Source organism: Lelliottia sp. 489, from assembly GCF_050435885.1.
GTDB classification, from domain to species: Bacteria; Pseudomonadota; Gammaproteobacteria; order Enterobacterales; family Enterobacteriaceae; genus Enterobacter; species Enterobacter nimipressuralis.
On the sequence record NZ_JBNDLC010000005.1, the window covers coordinates 84,150 to 99,586 of the forward strand.

13 protein-coding genes are annotated in these 15,437 nt (G+C 57.3%); 2 read left to right on the plus strand and 11 right to left on the minus strand.

The window, feature by feature from the left end; all coding sequences use genetic code 11:
* Positions 1-124 precede the first annotated feature (124 nt).
* Positions 125-1,315 carry a purine ribonucleoside efflux pump NepI gene (gene nepI, locus ABIE11_RS16330; RefSeq protein WP_429184880.1) on the plus strand — a complete coding sequence of 397 codons (1,191 nt, stop codon included), beginning with the start codon at positions 125-127 and terminating at the stop codon, positions 1,313-1,315.
* A 39-nt stretch (positions 1,316-1,354) separates the two neighbouring features.
* Here nepI and ABIE11_RS16335 read toward each other — a convergent pair whose 3' ends face one another.
* The 6 genes from ABIE11_RS16335 to ABIE11_RS16360 form a co-directional block, all read right to left on the minus strand.
* Complete coding sequence (locus tag ABIE11_RS16335; RefSeq protein ID WP_100778247.1) at positions 1,355-2,260, minus strand: EamA family transporter; 906 nt, start codon at positions 2,258-2,260, stop codon at positions 1,355-1,357.
* A 145-nt stretch (positions 2,261-2,405) separates the two neighbouring features.
* Positions 2,406-3,785, minus strand: coding sequence for a carbohydrate porin (locus ABIE11_RS16340; protein WP_100778246.1), 1,380 nt, complete (start codon positions 3,783-3,785; stop codon positions 2,406-2,408).
* Between the two features lie 144 nt (positions 3,786-3,929).
* The gene (locus tag ABIE11_RS16345; RefSeq protein WP_142503674.1) at positions 3,930-4,232 is read right to left on the minus strand and encodes a PTS lactose/cellobiose transporter subunit IIA; all 303 of its coding nucleotides are present in this window, start codon (positions 4,230-4,232) and stop codon (positions 3,930-3,932) included.
* 6 nt (positions 4,233-4,238) lie between these two features.
* Positions 4,239-5,627 (minus strand): glycoside hydrolase family 1 protein, encoded by a 1,389-nt coding sequence (locus ABIE11_RS16350; RefSeq protein WP_100778245.1) that lies wholly within the window; start codon positions 5,625-5,627, stop codon positions 4,239-4,241.
* Positions 5,628-5,648: 21 nt separating this feature from the next.
* Positions 5,649-6,971, minus strand: coding sequence for a PTS sugar transporter subunit IIC (locus ABIE11_RS16355; protein WP_100778244.1), 1,323 nt, complete (start codon positions 6,969-6,971; stop codon positions 5,649-5,651).
* Between the two features lie 12 nt (positions 6,972-6,983).
* A complete protein-coding gene (locus ABIE11_RS16360) occupies positions 6,984-7,298 on the minus strand; it encodes a PTS sugar transporter subunit IIB (protein WP_102105105.1) in 315 nt (104 codons plus the stop codon).
* A 293-nt stretch (positions 7,299-7,591) separates the two neighbouring features.
* Between ABIE11_RS16360 and ABIE11_RS16365 the strand changes: the two genes are divergently transcribed.
* Positions 7,592-8,542, plus strand: a complete 951-nt coding sequence (locus ABIE11_RS16365; RefSeq protein WP_100778242.1) for a LacI family DNA-binding transcriptional regulator — start codon at positions 7,592-7,594, stop codon at positions 8,540-8,542.
* A 30-nt stretch (positions 8,543-8,572) separates the two neighbouring features.
* Here the strand turns inward: ABIE11_RS16365 and ABIE11_RS16370 are convergent, their stop codons facing one another.
* The 5 genes from ABIE11_RS16370 to ABIE11_RS16390 all read right to left on the minus strand — a co-directional run bounded on the left by ABIE11_RS16370 (position 8,573) and on the right by ABIE11_RS16390 (position 15,338).
* Positions 8,573-8,869 carry a YicS family protein gene (locus tag ABIE11_RS16370; protein ID WP_100778241.1) on the minus strand — a complete coding sequence of 99 codons (297 nt, stop codon included), beginning with the start codon at positions 8,867-8,869 and terminating at the stop codon, positions 8,573-8,575.
* 157 nt (positions 8,870-9,026) lie between these two features.
* A complete protein-coding gene (locus tag ABIE11_RS16375; RefSeq protein WP_429184881.1) occupies positions 9,027-10,391 on the minus strand; it encodes an efflux transporter outer membrane subunit in 1,365 nt (454 codons plus the stop codon).
* 2 nt (positions 10,392-10,393) lie between these two features.
* Complete coding sequence (locus ABIE11_RS16380; RefSeq protein ID WP_429184882.1) at positions 10,394-13,501, minus strand: efflux RND transporter permease subunit; 3,108 nt, start codon at positions 13,499-13,501, stop codon at positions 10,394-10,396.
* A complete protein-coding gene (locus tag ABIE11_RS16385) occupies positions 13,501-14,622 on the minus strand; it encodes an efflux RND transporter periplasmic adaptor subunit (RefSeq protein ID WP_429184883.1) in 1,122 nt (373 codons plus the stop codon). Before ABIE11_RS16385 ends, ABIE11_RS16380 begins: the two co-directional genes overlap by 1 nt.
* 146 nt (positions 14,623-14,768) lie before the next feature.
* Positions 14,769-15,338 (minus strand): TetR/AcrR family transcriptional regulator, encoded by a 570-nt coding sequence (locus tag ABIE11_RS16390; protein ID WP_102105101.1) that lies wholly within the window; start codon positions 15,336-15,338, stop codon positions 14,769-14,771.
* Positions 15,339-15,437: the final 99 nt, after the last annotated feature.

Consider the following 15,437-nt stretch of genomic DNA (forward strand, 5'->3'; position numbering starts at 1 on the left):
GCCCCATGCTGGCTGTCTGTCGGTGAAGGTCAGATTTCAACAAAAGTTGTCAAAACGTTAAATCCGTTACAGTTTTGATGATAAACTGCGCGACTTTCCCGCAGTTTTATCCTCAGGTGACGCCATGACAGAACAGATCCACTCCACGCCCACAGCCCATACCAGTGAGGTCCTGCGACCAAACTGGTCGGCGGTTTTCTCCGTGGCGTTTTGCGTCGCCTGCCTGATTACCGTGGAGTTTCTGCCGGTCAGCCTGCTGACGCCGATGGCGCAGGATCTGGGGATTTCCGAAGGGGTGGCGGGCCAGTCCGTCACCGTCACGGCGTTTGTCGCCATGTTCTCCAGCCTGTTTATCACCCAGATAATCGGCACCATCGACCGCCGCAAAGTGGTGATTCTGTTTGCTGTTCTGCTCACGCTCTCCTGCGTGCTGGTCTCCTTTGCCGATAACTTTACCCTGCTGCTGCTGGGCCGCGCCTGTCTGGGGCTGGGGCTGGGTGGATTCTGGGCAATGTCGGCTTCGCTGACCATGCGTCTGGTGCCCGCGCGCAAAGTGCCGAAAGCGCTCTCGGTGATTTTCGGCGCCGTCTCGATTGCACTGGTGATTGCCGCACCGCTGGGCAGTTTTTTGGGCGGCATTATCGGCTGGCGTAACGTCTTTAACGGCGCGGCGATCATGGGCATTCTGTGCATTTTCTGGGTGTGGAAGGCACTGCCGTCCCTGCCGGGCGAAGCGGCGCATCATAAGCAGAATATGTTCAGCCTGCTGAAACGCCCCGGTGTGCTGGCGGGGATGACCGCCATCTTTATGGCGTTCGCCGGGCAGTTTGCCTTTTTCACCTATATCCGTCCGGTATTTATGACTATGGCCGGTTTTGATGTGGATGGCCTGACGCTGGTACTGCTGAGTTTTGGTATTGCGAGTTTTGTCGGCACATCCCTGTCGGCGCAGTTCCTGAAGCGCTCTCTTAAATTCGCCCTGGCAGGTGCACCGCTGGTGCTGGCAGTCAGCGCCGTAGTGCTGATTTTGTGGGGAAGTGACAAGTGGGTGGCGTCGGCCATTGCGATTATCTGGGGCTTTGCTTTTGCGCTGGTGCCGGTGGGTTGGTCAACGTGGATCACCCGTTCCCTTGCCGATCAGGCGGAAAAAGCCGGGTCGATTCAGGTGGCAGTGATTCAGCTGGCGAACACCTGCGGCGCGGCGATTGGCGGCTATGCGCTGGATAATCTGGGGCTGCTGTCGCCGCTGGTATTGTCTGGCACGCTGATGCTGCTGACGGCACTGCTGGTGGCGGGGAAGGTCAAGGCGCAGTAAGTCTGGCATATCCTCACCCTTTCGGGTGAGGATATCGGGTTACACCGAAGCCTGAACGCGTCTGCGTGAATCCATCGAAATCAGTACCACCGACGACACAATCAACAACGTCCCCAGCCAGTCCGGCAGCGTAAACGCCACCCCTAACAGCAGCACCGACAGCAACGCGCTGCTCAGCGGTTCGGCGCAGCTCAGAATGCTCGCTTTCGGCCCGCCAATCATCTGCGCGCCTTTCAGATACAAGCTGAAGGTCAGCGCGGTGCCGATCACCACCAGATAGAAAAAGGCCAGCAGCAGGCTGCCATCAATCACGAAGGTGGTGCCGCGCCCGGCGTAGAACGGCGTCAGCATCAGCCCTGCCAGCAACATACTCCAGCCGACAATCGGCAGCGTGCCGTAGCGGGCGATAAGCGTTGAGGGATAGGTGGTGTAAAACGCGGCGGCGAAGGCCGAGGCGATGCCAAAGAACAGCGCCGCAGGGGAGATCGACAGCGATGTCGGATCGCCGTGCGTCACCAGTAAAAACGTGCCAATCAGGGAGGTCAAAATTGCCGAGAGGACAAATATCCCAGGCCGTTTTTTCCGCGCCAGCGCGAACCACGCCACGATAATGGTCGGGGAGAGAAATTGCAGGACAGTCGCGGTAGCGGCGTTGGATTTTTCAATCGTCAGCAGGAACGTGAGCTGGACCGTGAGCGCGCCAACCAGTGAGAAAATCAGCAGGCTGATGGCGTCTTTGCGATGTTTGATGACTGAGAAAATCTTGTCGCCGTGGACGAAAGAGAGCGTCAGTAAAATCACGCCGGTGAACAGCAGACGAATCATGGTCAGATAAGGCGAGGAAATCTGACTCTTCTCCATAATGTACTGCGCGCAAACCCCTGAACTGCCCCATAACACGGCGGCGATCAGGACATTCAGCATCCCTCTTTTTGTGGAACCCATGTTCTCCCCTGCATGCTCGTTTTTTTCTAGCATATCATGGGAGCAATGCCGGGTGGTGCGGTCTGGTGCCCTCGCTCCGCCCTCTCCCGAAAGGGAGAGGGGAAAACACGAAAACGGCAACGGGCGTTGCCGTTTTGCTTTTACCTTAGAACCAGGCTTCCCACATTGCGCCGACGTTGAAATCGTCGAGCGTCTGGTCGTCGGTGCCGTTCACGCGGGCGGTACGTTCATTATCCACCTTGCCGCCGGTCACGTAGAAGCGCAGCATCGGGCGGAACTCGGGGCCCATGGCGATAGACATGTTCTGCGACAGGGTCAGCTTCCAGCCTTTGTTATCACCGCCGTTATCGTAGTCAACGTGCTGCCAGCCCGCTTCCAGCCAGGTGGAGTGAACGTCGTTCCACCAGTGCATTGGGCGCACAATCGCGTTGTAGTTTTTGCGATTGTCGGTGCTGTCACGGCTGTTGTCGTAATCGTGGAAGGCGAGGATGTACTCCACCTGCGTCTGCTGGGTGAATTTATGCAGCCCTTCGAAGCTGGCGTAAACCGTGGTCAGGTCTTCGGTTTTATTGAACACGCTGTTGTCTGAGTTATCCGAGTAACGGGCGATCACTTTGTTCACGCCGCTGTCGTTGGTGTGGCTCAGCACCACGCCACCCTGCCAGGCGTTCAGACGATCGTCGCTCTCGATGGCTTTCGAGTCGAAACCGTAGTTGGCGTACAGTTCCAGATCCAGCGGCCCGATTTTCATGCCGTGGATTTTGGAGGTGGCCGCGTAGTTGCCTTTATCGCCGGTGCCGGAGCCGCCGGTACAGGAGATGCGCGATGGGTTAGAGCCGTCGTTTTCCACTTCCGGATTACAGGACTCCACCGCCGCAACGGTTGCCACGTCAAACTGCACGCCGCCGATGTCGAAGTTTTTCACCCCGGCGCCCTGGCCATCGTGGTTCATCCAGAAGTAGTCGTTGATGCCCTGCTGTGGACGCTGGTGGAAGTCTCGACCGGCCCAGAAATAGGCGTTCGGGTTTGATGACATAATGTTGGTCACCCCCGCGTAGGCTTTTTTCAGGTTCACTTCGTCGCCCCAGTGGTCGATCATCACGTTGATGTCCCAAATCGCGCCGTTATCGCCTTTGAACGCTTTAGAGAGCTGGAATTCACCGCCGTTGCCTTCGTTACCCAGACGACCAATCGCCGAGCCGCCGTTATACGAGCCATCGACCGCCACATATTTCTGGTCGGCGGCCTGGAAGTGTGCGCCGTAGCGGGCGTAGCCGGTAAATTTAATGCCAAAGGGAATCGCCAGATCCGGCGACTGCGCGGCGCTTTGGGGTTCCGTCACCACGTCCGCTTTTTTCGCGACTGCCGCATCCATTTTTGCCTGACGTTCTGTCAGGGCTTTATCCACCGCTTTGGCGACAATGGCGTCAATTTGCTCCTGCGTGAATTCTTGTGCGAGCACAGAAATTGGGCAAAGCGCGGCGATAACCGCCATTGTTAATGGAAGTTTTTTTATGATATTCATTGTCATCTCTATTAATTTAAATTTTATTCAGACAATAACCATCCCATTCCGATCTGACAGAATATGTCGCTATCATCAGAAAAAGTTGATTTATATTTTTATAGGTACAGAGGGTTTAATTTAGCGTAACGATATCTCCCTTTATTATCTCTGGTAGAGATGGATAATCTCTTCGGACAATTCACGGGCCAACAGTGAATTCATTAAATGATCCTGGGCATGCACCATAATTAAAGTCATCGGCTGGCGGGCTTCGCCCGCGTCCTGTTCGATGAGTTTGGTCTGCATATGGTGCGCCTGGCGCGCGTAGCCATCGGCTTCGCGCAGCAGGCTTTTGGCTTCGTCAAGGTTGCCCTGCCGGGCCGCGTGCAGGGCTTCAAAGCACAGGCTACGCGACTGACCGGCGTTGACGATAATTTCCATTACGGCATCTTCTAATGCGATCATCATTCATTACTCTTTATCAAAACTATTATTTAACGAGGTGGCGGCGAACCACTCCCCGCTTTTCTTAATGGTGCGTTTCTGCGTGGCTAAATCCAGCTGAATAAATCCGTAGCGGTTTTTATACGCATTACACCATGACCAGTTATCAATAAATGTCCACATATGGTAACCAAGACAATTTGCGCCTTCGCTAATTCCTTTGTGAACCCATTTAAGGTGCTCAGAAATAAAGTCGATACGGTATTGATCGTTAATCTGACCGTTTTCAATAAAACGCTGCTCGTTTTCGACGCCCATGCCGTTTTCAGAAATAAAACAGCGCGGGTTGCCGTAATTCTCACGCAGATTAACGAGAATATCGTAAATACCCGGCTCGTAGATTTCCCAGCCGCGGTACGGGTTCATTTTGCGCCCTGGCATCTCGTAATTATCAAAGAACCACTCCGGCATAAACGGCGCCTGAGGGTTCACCGCGCTGTCGCGACACTTCACGCGGCGCGGCTGATAGTAGTTGATGCCCAGCAGGTCGATGGTTCCTTCGGCAATCAGCGCGCTGTCTTCGGGCTGACAGGCAGGCAGCTGATCGTAGGCTTTCAGCAGCGCCACCAGATCCGCCGGATATTCCCCGCGCAGAACCGGATCGAGGAAGCTGCGGTTAAACATCAGATCCGCATAATGCGCGGCTTTCAGATCCTGCGGATTCTGCGAGCGCGGATAGGACGGCGTCAGGTTGAGCACGATGCCGATCTCCCCCGCATGATGCCCGGCGCGGAAGGCGCGCACCGCCTGCGCATGGGCCAGCACCGTGTGGTACGCCACGGTCGCCGCGCGACGGAAATCCACCACGTTGGGATAGTGGAAATCGTACAGATAACCGCCTTCCACCGGGACAATCGGCTCGTTAAAGGTAAACCAGTGCAGCACGCGATCGCCGAACAGCTCGAAGCAGATCTGCGCGTAGCGGGCGTACGCCGCCACGACGTCACGGTTTTCCCAGCCGCCGATCTCCTGCATCGCCATCGGCATGTCGAAGTGGAACAGGGTGATGAACGGCGTAATGCCCTGCTCAAGCAGTTCATCGAACACCTGATTGTAGAATTCCACCGCCTGCGGATTCACTTCACCGACACCGTCGGGGATCAGGCGCGCCCAGCTAATCGAGGTGCGAAAGCTGTTATGGTTCAGCTGTTTCAGCAGCTGAATGTCCGATTTCCAGTTCTGATAAAAGGCTGAGGTATCCTGCGGCCCCACGCCCTGATGGAAACGGTTTGGCTCATTGGCGAACCAGTGATCCCAGGTGGTCACTCCTTTGCCGCCGCCCAGGCTTTCCCCTTCGGTTTGCAGCGCGGAGCTTGCGCTGCCCCACCAAAAGTTATCGGGAAATGAATATTTCATAATGCTTCCTCTTTGACGTTATTAACGTGCAGCTTCAGCAGTACCGACGGTTGCCTGGGCTTTTTGCTCTTCGGTTTTCATCAAAGAGCGCTCATAGGCGCGCAGGAACGGCAGATACATCAGGGCTGACATCACCATACAAATTACGCACATCACTACCGGACTGAACGCCCAGTTTGCGGCCCACGAGGCACCGATGGGTGCCGGGGTGGTCCACGGCGTCAGGGATACCACCTGCGCCAGCCAGCCGAGTTTGGTCGCGGCGTAGGCCAGACAGGCGTTCACCAGCGGCACGAACACAAACGGGATAAACAGCATCGGGTTCATGATGATCGGCGCACCGAACAGAATCGGTTCGTTGATGTTAAAGAAGCTCGGCACCACGCCCATTTTGCCGATGGTGCGCAGATGCGTCACGCGGCTGCGCAGCAGCAGGAAGGCCAGCGGTAAGGTCGAGCCAACGCCGCCGATCAGCAGATAGTGATCCCAGAAGCCCTGCAGATAGACGTGCGGAAGCGCTGCGCCCGCCGCCAGTGCTGCCTGGTTTGCCGACAGGTTCGCCATCCAGAACGGGTTCATGATGCCGGTGACAATCAGCGAGCCGTGGATGCCCGCGAACCAGAAGATCTGGCACAGCAGCACGGAGAGCAGAATCGCCGGCAGGGAGTCAGAGGCGGACACCAGCGGCTCCAGCAGATGCATAATCGCCTGCGGGATAATCATCCCGGTTTGCGCTTCGATGAACAGGTTCAGCGGGTGCAGCGTGCCGATCACCACCATCACCGGAATCAGAATCTCAAAGGAGCGCGCCACGCCAGTCGGGACTTCTTTCGGCAGGCGAATGGTGACTTTGTTCTCCTTCAGCCACGCGTAAACGCGGGTGGAGTAGATGGCGGTAATCAGGGCGGTGAAAATCCCCTGACCGGACAAATACTGCGTGGAGATTTTGCCGTCGGCATAGGGGGCCGCCACCAGCAGAAACGCCATAAACGCCAGCAGGCCGGACATCACCGGATCGAGATTAAACTGGCGACCCAGGCTCGCGCCGATCCCCACCGAGATAAAGAAGGTCATCACGCCCATGCTGAGGTTAAACGGCAGCATCAGCTGTTCGCGGTAGGTCTGGGAGAAATCGAGCCAGCCGCGGGCAAAACTGTTGGTGGTATCCGCCGAGAACGGCGGGAAGATGAACACCAGCATAAACGAGCCGATGATCATAAACGGCAGGGCGGCGGTAAACCCGTCACGGATCGCAATCACATACTTTTGCTGTCCGAGCTTTGCCGCCAGCGGGGTAATGGACTGCTCAATAACGGCAACCATTGATTGATATAACGAACTCATGAGAACACCTTCTTAGTGTGCCGCTTCGATGAGCGACAGAGCATAGTCCAGTACCTTATCACCACGCTGCATACCGTAGTCCATCATGTCGATGGCTTGTACCGGAATACCCTGCGTAGCGGCCTTGTCTGCCAGTGTCTTTAACATGTATTTCACTTGCGGTCCGAGAAGAACGACCTGGTATTGCGGAAACTGCGTGTCAAATTCGGACACGCCGTATGCATCAATCGTGACCGGAACTCCGCGTTCTTCTGCCACTTCAACCATTTTCCTCACCAGCAGGCTGGTGGACATCCCGGCAGAGCAGCACAGCATAATCTTGAACATCGACAACCATCCTCAAAGTGTAAAAAGTTATTGCGGGGATGATTGGATATCATATGGAAACCGGTTTCCATTTATAAACCCCAGAAGTGTGATAACCATCAAGATCCGCAGCTTATGGGGCTTGTTATCACGATGTGGGTCACAAAATTTGGCGTTTTTGACATCAAATTGAGTGGAAACGGAAAATCGATTTCCATGGTAAACGGAAACGGATATACTCCGGATTGGCTATAATGTGAGCCGAAGCGGTAACAGGAATTACAGGGCTACGTGGGTCCTGACAGGGGAATATGATGTCTACAATCAACGATGTATCACGTCTGGCCGGGGTGTCCAAAGCCACGGTGTCACGGGTGTTGAGCGGGTCGCGCGGCGTGAAGGAAGCCAGCCGTGAGGCCGTACTGAAAGCGGTGGATGAGCTGAACTATCGGCCCAACGTCATAGCGCAATCGCTGTTGAGCCAGTCCACCGGCTGTATCGGCGTGATCTGTGCGCAGGATAATATCAACCAGACCACCGGGTATCTTTACGCGCTGGAAAAACAGCTCAGTCAGCACCAAAAACATCTGCTGCTGCGCTTCGCGAACACCAAAAGCGAGGTGCTCAACGCGCTCGATGAACTCTCCTGCGGCCTTTGCGACGACATCCTGATTATCGGGGCGCGTTTCCCGCTGCATATCGATCAGGATAACGTCATCCTGGTGGACTGCATGGAGTCCGATAACGCCAACAGCATCCAGTTTGACCACGCCTTTGCCGCCGAAACCGCCTGTAACTACCTCACCAGCCAGGGCCGTCGGCAGATTGCCTTAATTCAGCCACAGGGCAGCGGTTTTGCCGATCAGGTGCTGCTCGGGTACAAACACGCGCTGGAGAAAAACTTCCTGCCGTTTAACCGCAATCTGGTGTTTATGGACGCCACTTCGTCGTCCGTGGCGTTGCAGGAACTACTGAATAACGCGACCACGTTGAATTTCAACGCGTTGCTGGTGGCGGATGAGCAGGAAGCGCAGCGCGTGATCCCGCAATTGCAGGCGTTTAATAAGTCGGTTCCGGAAGACATCATGGTCTTTAGTCTCGCCGGATCGCTGCATCTTCCGGGAATTCCGACCATTCCGGCCATCGAATACTCCATGGATGCGATGGCGGCGCGGATTGTGGCGTGGCTGAATGAGAAAACGCAGATGCTCGGCTCTTACGTCTTGCGCGGGGATCTGATTATCCCGGATATGCGCAAACGCTAATCAAAAAAAAGCGTGAAGCACGCTTCACGCTTAGTAATCCTCCATGCAGTCCACTTTGCCGACGGCTTCCCAGTAGTTATCCAGGTTGTCGCGCTCCATCGCCAGCACGGCGTTTTTCACCAGCAGCTTGTTAGCCTCGGATGACATGATCATCGCCTGCCACTCTTTGTCCGTCTGCTTGCCCTGAGGCGAGCACACTTTCTTGATATCTTTCATCACGGCCTGGCGGATTTTCTCCGTTTTTACCGGGTCTTGCGTCTCCCTGGCGTGGACGAAGGCGGCGAAAAGCAAACAGATGACCAGACAAAACAGATGAGCAGCTTTCATTGAAACCCCCGGAATAAAACGCGCATTGTTCTCTGAAATATATCGTTACATTCATCAAAGCGATTCAAGCCGAAAGTATGATTCTGGACAGACACAGGTATGAGACGTTTTAAGCGTAGCTGGAGTTTTTGCCGGGCATCAGCGCCCGGCAAAAGATTTATTGGATGCCACCGCCGAGCGATTGCCAGAGGGTTACGCGGTTGGTGAAGTCCGTCTGTTGCAGGGCGATCAGCGACGTCTGCGCCGACCACAGAGACCGCCGCGCGGTCAGTACCGTCAGATAATCCCCCGCACCCGCCTGATAGCTGCGCGTCGCCACATCCAGCGTTTTCTGCTCCGCCGCGACGTATTCCCGCTGGGCGTCCAGCTGCTCGCTGAGCGTTTCCCGCCGCGCAAGCGCGTCGGCAACGTCTTTGAACGCGCTCTGAATGGTCTTTTCGTAGGTAGCGATCAGCCCCTTTTTCTCCGCTTCGGCATAGCGCAGCTGCGCCAGATTGCTCCCGCCGCTGAACAGCGGCAGGGTGATCGACGGTGCGAACGACCACACTTTGAGGCCGTGGCTGAACAGGGATGACAACGAATCGCTGCCAACCCCGGCGCTGGCGGTCAGGGAAATGGTCGGGAAGAAATTCGCACGCGCCGCGCCAATACTGGCGTTGGCGCTAAGCAGATTGTGCTCGGCTTCCTGAATATCCGGGCGGCGCAGCAGCGCGCTGGAGCTGACACCCGCCGGGATCAGGGTGATGGCGTTGTCGCTCAGACTCTCCAGCGTGCCCGGCAGCAGCGCGTCTGGCACCGTATCGCCCGCCAGCAGATTAAGGGCGTTTTTATCCTGCGCGACCAGCGTCTGATAACTCGCCACGCTGGCGCGCGCCTGCTGATACACCGCCATCGCTTCGCTGGTATCCGTCGCCGCCACCACGCCCACTTCCTGCTGGCGTTTCACGATTTTCAGCGAATTGGCTGCGCTTTCCATGGTGGATTTCGCCAGCGCCAGATTGCTGTTATCCGCCGCCAGCGTCAGCCATGCGGTGGTCAGCTCGCTAATCATCGTCAGGCGTGTATTCTGCGCCGTGAATTCGCTGGCGAGCCAGGTTTCCCGCGCGGCGCGGGAGAGGCTCTGGTTGCGGCCAAACAGGTCCAGCTCAAAGCTCGACACCGCGCCGTTGGCTTCGTCGCTGGTGGTGACGCCACCGGCCAGCGTCCGGCTGCGGGTATGGCTCAGCTCAGCATCGACCGTCGGGAACAGGGACGAGCGCGTTTCGCCATACTGGGCGCGGGCGGCGTCGATATCGGCAATCGCTTTTTGCACGTCGCGGTTGCTGTTAAGCGCCATCGTCACCACGCTTTTTAACCGCGCATCGTTCACCACCTGCTGCCACTGGCTGACGACCGCGCTGGCCTCGCCGTGGCTGCCCGGCAGCGTCGCCGGGACGGGCGCATCCGGGCGCTGATAGGTCGGGTCCAGTGAGACACAGCCTGCGCTCATCAGCGCCAACACTAAAACAGAAACACGAAACATGATTACCTCCGGTTTGCGTGCTTACCGGAGAACAGACGCTTCACCAGTACAAAGAATAACGGGACAAAGAAAATCGCCAGCAGCGTTGCCGCAAGCGTTCCGCCGATGATGCCGGTGCCGATTGCCACGCGGCTGTTGGCGCCCGCGCCGGTCGCGACCGCCAGCGGCGTGACCCCTGCGATAAACGCCAGCGAGGTCATGATGATTGGGCGCAAGCGGGTCTGGGCGGCGCGCAGGGCGGCGCGCGTCAGGGAGTACCCTTCCGCCACTTTGGCTTCGGCAAACTCGACAATCAGAATGGCGTTTTTCGACGACAGGCCGATGGTGGTCAGCAGCGCCACCTGGAAGTAAACGTCGTTGTTCAGACCGCGCATCGTCGCGGCCAGCGCCGCACCGAGCACGCCAAGCGGAATGACCATGATCACCGAGATTGGCACCGACCAGCTCTCGTACAGCGCCGCCAGGCACAGAAACACCACCAGAATCGACAGGGCGTAAAGGCTCATCGCCTGGCCGCTGGCCAGTTTTTCCTGCAACGACAGGCCGCTCCACGCCCAGGTGGTGCCAGCGGGCAGTTTGTTTGCCAGCTGTTCCATGGTGGTCATCGCGCTGCCAGAGCTGGAGCCGCTGGCGTTCTCACCCTGAATTTCATACGCAGCAGAGCCGTTGTAGCGCACCAGGCTTTCCGGGCCGTATTCCCAGCGGGTGGTGGCGAAGGCAGAGAACGGCGTCATGCTGTCATCGCTGCCGCGCACGTACCATTTGTTGAGATCCGACGGCGCGGCGCGGTAATCGCTATCGCCCTGGATATAGACCTTTTTGACGCGGCCACGGTCGATAAAATCGTTCACGTAGGTTCCGCCCCAGGCGCTGGAGAGGGTGCTGGTGACATCGCTCAACGCGAGGCCAAGGGAAACGGCTTTGTTGTTGTCGATATCGACCTGCAGCTGCGGCATCTGTGGCAGATCGTTGGCGCGCACCGCCTGCAGCGACGCGTTTTTATTCGCCTCACCAATCAGCTGATTACGAAACGCCAGCAAGGTATCGCGATCCGTATTGCCCGTCGCCATCAGCTCAAAGGTAAAGCCGTTGCTCTGGCCGAGACCGTCCACGGACGGCGGCGTCATGGCGAACACGGTGGCATCACGAATGCCGCCCAGCTCTTTGCTGGCGCGCAGGGCAATCGCCTGTGCGGTGTTTTCGCTGCCCTTACGTTCGGACCAGTTTTTCAGCGACACAAACGCCATCCCGGCGTTCTGACCGCTGCCGCTAAAGCTAAAGCCCTCAACGGTGAAAATCACATTGGTGTTGTCTTTCTCTTCGCTGAGGAACCAGTCGGTGACCTTGCGGCTCACCTCGGCGGTGCGCACGGCGGTCGCGCCTGCGGGGAGGGTGTACTGCACCATGATTTCGCCCTGATCTTCCGTCGGCAGGAAGCTGCCTGGCAGTTTCCACATGGTCAGGGCCATTGCGCCGCACAGGACGACGAAAATCGCCATCATGCTGCCGGAGCGGCGTAACACGCGCAGGACACGGTGCTGATAGCCACTTTCTGTTCTGCTGTAAAAGCGGTTAAAGGCGCCGAAAAAGCCTTTCTTGTGCGGCGGTGTGTGGTTGAGAACCGTGCCGCACAGGGCCGGGGTGAGCGTAAGCGCCACCACCACCGAGAGGATCATCGCCGAGATAATGGTCACGGAGAACTGACGGTAAATCACCCCCGTTGAGCCGCCGAAGAACGCCATCGGCAGGAACACTGCCGAGAGCACGAGTGCAATCGCCACCAGTGCGCCGGAGATTTCACCCATCGATTTTTCGGTCGCTTCGCGGGCGGGCAGGCCCTCGTCACGCATAATACGTTCGACGTTTTCCACCACCACGATGGCGTCATCCACCAGCAGGCCGATGGCCAGTACCATCGCGAACAGGGTCAATGTATTGATGGAGTAGCCGAACAGCGCCAGCACGCCGAAGGTGCCGAGCAGCACCACCGGCACCGCCAGCGCCGGGATCAGCGTGGCGCGGACGTTTTGCAGGAACAGATACATCACCACCACCACCAGCACGATGGCTTCGAACAGCGTCTGAATCACATCCTCAACGGAGATTTTGATGAACTCGGTGCTGTCTTTCGGGTAGGCGACGTCATAGCCTTCCGGCATCGCGCGTTTGAACTCGGCGATTTTTTCTTTCACTGCGGTCGCGGTACTTAGGGCGTTAGCCCCAGGCGAGAGCATCACCGCCACGCCAGCCGCCGGGTGGCCGTTCAGCTTCGCAGTAGCGGTGTAATCTTCGCTGCCCATCTCAACGCGGGCGACATCGCCGATGCGCACCACCGAGCCGTTGGACTGGCTCTTGATGATGATATTTTTAAATTGATCGACGGTTTGCAGGCGCGACTGGGCGCGTACGGTGGCCGTCAATTGCTGTGCATTCGACGACGGCAGCGCGCCAATTTTCCCGGCAGAGACCTGCACGTTCTGCGCTTCAATCGCCGTTTGTACGTCGGACGGCATCAGCGCGTACGAGGCCAGCTTCGCCGGATCGAGCCAGATGCGCATCGCGTACTCCGCGCCAAACACCTGCAAACTGCCCACGCCTTCCACGCGCGCCAGCGGGTCCTGCACGTTACTCACCAGCCAGTCGGCAATATCTGAACTGCTGGCTTTGTCGGTTTTGTCGTACACGCCCATGATCAACAGGAAGTTGCTCTGGGATTTCACTACCGTGATGCCCGACTGCTGTACTTCGCTCGGCAGGCGCGATTCGGCCTGCTGAACTTTGTTTTGCACCTGCACCTGGGCGGTATCCGGGTCGGTACCCTGTTCAAAGGTGACGTTGATGCTTACAGAGCCGTCGGAGCTGCTGGTGGAGGTGAAATAGAGCAGGTTATCCAGGCCCGTCAGCTGCTGCTCAATCACCTGGGTGACGCTGTTTTCCAGGGTCTGGGCGGAGGCCCCCGTGTAGGTGGCGGAGATTTTCACCGACGGCGGCGCAACGTCCGGGTACTGCGCGACCGGCAGGGTGCGGATCGCCAGCATCCCGGCGAGCATAATCAGAATGGCGATCACCCACGCAAACACCGGGCGACGCACGAAGAAACGGGAAAACATCAGGCGTCTCCTCCGGCGGTTTTGATCTCTTCGGCTTTCACTTCCTGCCCGGTGGCTACTTTTCCGGTGCCTTCTACGATCAGCTTATCGCCCGCTTTCAGCCCGCTCAGCACCAGCCATTTGTCGCCGTAGGTTTCCCCTGTTTGCAGCGTGCGCTGTTCGACTTTGTTGCTGCCGTTCACAACCAGCGCGGTGGCGTTGCCTTTGGCGTCGCGGGTAATGCCCTGCTGCGGTGCCAGAATCGCGTCATCCATGATGCCCTCGTCCACGTTGGCGCGAACGAACATGCCCGGCAGAAGCTGCTGCTTTGGATTGGGGAAAATCGCCCGCAGGGTGACGGAGCCGGTGGATTCATCAACGGCCACTTCCGTCAGGGCCAGACGGCCCTTTTCGCTGTAAGTGCTGCCGTCTTCGAGGATCAGAGAAACGCTCAGGGTATCGCTGTTGGTGGACAGCGTTTGCTTGCGTAATCGCAGCAGATCGGCGCTCGAACGGGTGAGATCGACGTACATGCTGTCCAGCCCGCGAATGGTCGCCAGAGCCGTCTCCTGCTGGGCGGTCACCAGTGCGCCCGGCGTGACGGACGAAATACCGATGCGCCCGCTAATCGGCGCGGTGACAGTGGTCCAGTTCAGGCTGATGCGTGCGCTCTCCAGCGCGGCTTTTTTGGATTCGACGCTGGCCTTGTCCTGCGCACAGGTGGCCTGTGCATCTTCTGCATCCTGACGCGAAACGCCATCGTCCTTCACCAGCTGCGCATAGCGCCTGGCTTTCTGGCAGTCAGCCTGCACCAGCGACTGGGCCTGTTTCAGCGCGGCGGCGGCTTCGTCGTAGCTCGCCCTGAAACTGGCCGGATCGATCTGATACAGAGCCTGCCCGGCTTTCACCGTATCGCCTTCATTAAACAGCCGCTTCTGGATGATGCCGCCCACCTGCGGACGCACCTCCGCGCTCAGAGCGGCGCTGGTCCGCCCGGTAAGTTCACTGACCACCGGAACGGGCTGGCTCATGAGGGTGACGATCCCCACTTGCGGGAGTGCGCCTTCTGGCGCGGATATTTGTGCATTATCGCAACCGGTCAGGAGAAATAATGCCGCGATGGCGGTTGTTAGGGTTTTCATACTTTTTTCCAGGGTGAACGACGCCTGTCCCGTTAATGGCTTAACGAGATGAGGAGGTTTTAAGGCACAGCGATGCCGCATCTCCGCGATTCGCGGAAATGAAAAAACGGGAAATAGCTATTTCCCGGTGATGAGTTCAGGTTTAATTAATTCACAATGAGAAGCATATTGAGTATTTCCCGATAAATTTTTTCTAATTCTTCTGCTGATACTTTTTGTGGGGTTAATCGACGATAGATGGAGCCTTCCATCATCACGGCGATAATTTCCACGCAGCAGCGAATGCGCTCGTCGCTCAGGTGCGGGCACTGTTTTTTCAGGTGCTCGCAGGCGTTGGCAAACATGCGCGCGTCGGCTTCCACCAGCATTGCCGCAACCAGTGGATTGCGGGTCGCTTCGGCGGACATTTCCAGCATCAGCGCATCGTCGTCTTCGCTCAGAGTCTGGCGCCAGGCAAGGATCTGCGGCATGCGGTCGGTCTGGGTTTTGCCTTCCATCTCGGCGATGCGGTAGTCGATAATGCGGCGGATCATCTCTTCGATAATGGCATCTTTATTGCTGAAATAGCGGTAGATCTGCCCGACGCTCAGCTTCGCCTCGCTGGCGATTTGCGACATGCTGGCACCGTGAAAGCCGCTCGCGCGAAAGCAGCGTCGCGCCGCGGTGATGATCTCGTCCTGCCGTAGTTTCTGCCGTTCTTCAAGCGTTGTACTCATCGTTTCCCGCCGCGCTGAGAGTGAGAATGATCGTTCTCATTTTTGGTTATTATACGTTTCAGGAAGGTACAGGAAAGCGATTTTTTTATTTTCATATTG

Bases quoted from the DNA above. Each gene is read 5' to 3' on its own strand.
- nepI (WP_429184880.1), top strand. From the start codon at position 125: ATGACAGAACAGATCCACTCCACGCCCACAGCCCATACCAGTGAGGTC.
- ABIE11_RS16335 (WP_100778247.1), bottom strand. From the start codon at position 2,260: ATGGGTTCCACAAAAAGAGGGATGCTGAATGTCCTGATCGCCGCCGTG.
- ABIE11_RS16340 (WP_100778246.1), bottom strand. From the start codon at position 3,785: ATGAATATCATAAAAAAACTTCCATTAACAATGGCGGTTATCGCCGCG.
- ABIE11_RS16345 (WP_142503674.1), bottom strand. From the start codon at position 4,232: ATGATCGCATTAGAAGATGCCGTAATGGAAATTATCGTCAACGCCGGT.
- ABIE11_RS16350 (WP_100778245.1), bottom strand. From the start codon at position 5,627: ATGAAATATTCATTTCCCGATAACTTTTGGTGGGGCAGCGCAAGCTCC.
- ABIE11_RS16355 (WP_100778244.1), bottom strand. From the start codon at position 6,971: ATGAGTTCGTTATATCAATCAATGGTTGCCGTTATTGAGCAGTCCATT.
- ABIE11_RS16360 (WP_102105105.1), bottom strand. From the start codon at position 7,298: ATGTTCAAGATTATGCTGTGCTGCTCTGCCGGGATGTCCACCAGCCTG.
- ABIE11_RS16365 (WP_100778242.1), top strand. From the start codon at position 7,592: ATGTCTACAATCAACGATGTATCACGTCTGGCCGGGGTGTCCAAAGCC.
- ABIE11_RS16370 (WP_100778241.1), bottom strand. From the start codon at position 8,869: ATGAAAGCTGCTCATCTGTTTTGTCTGGTCATCTGTTTGCTTTTCGCC.
- ABIE11_RS16375 (WP_429184881.1), bottom strand. From the start codon at position 10,391: ATGTTTCGTGTTTCTGTTTTAGTGTTGGCGCTGATGAGCGCAGGCTGT.
- ABIE11_RS16380 (WP_429184882.1), bottom strand. From the start codon at position 13,501: ATGTTTTCCCGTTTCTTCGTGCGTCGCCCGGTGTTTGCGTGGGTGATC.
- ABIE11_RS16385 (WP_429184883.1), bottom strand. From the start codon at position 14,622: ATGAAAACCCTAACAACCGCCATCGCGGCATTATTTCTCCTGACCGGT.
- ABIE11_RS16390 (WP_102105101.1), bottom strand. From the start codon at position 15,338: ATGAGTACAACGCTTGAAGAACGGCAGAAACTACGGCAGGACGAGATC.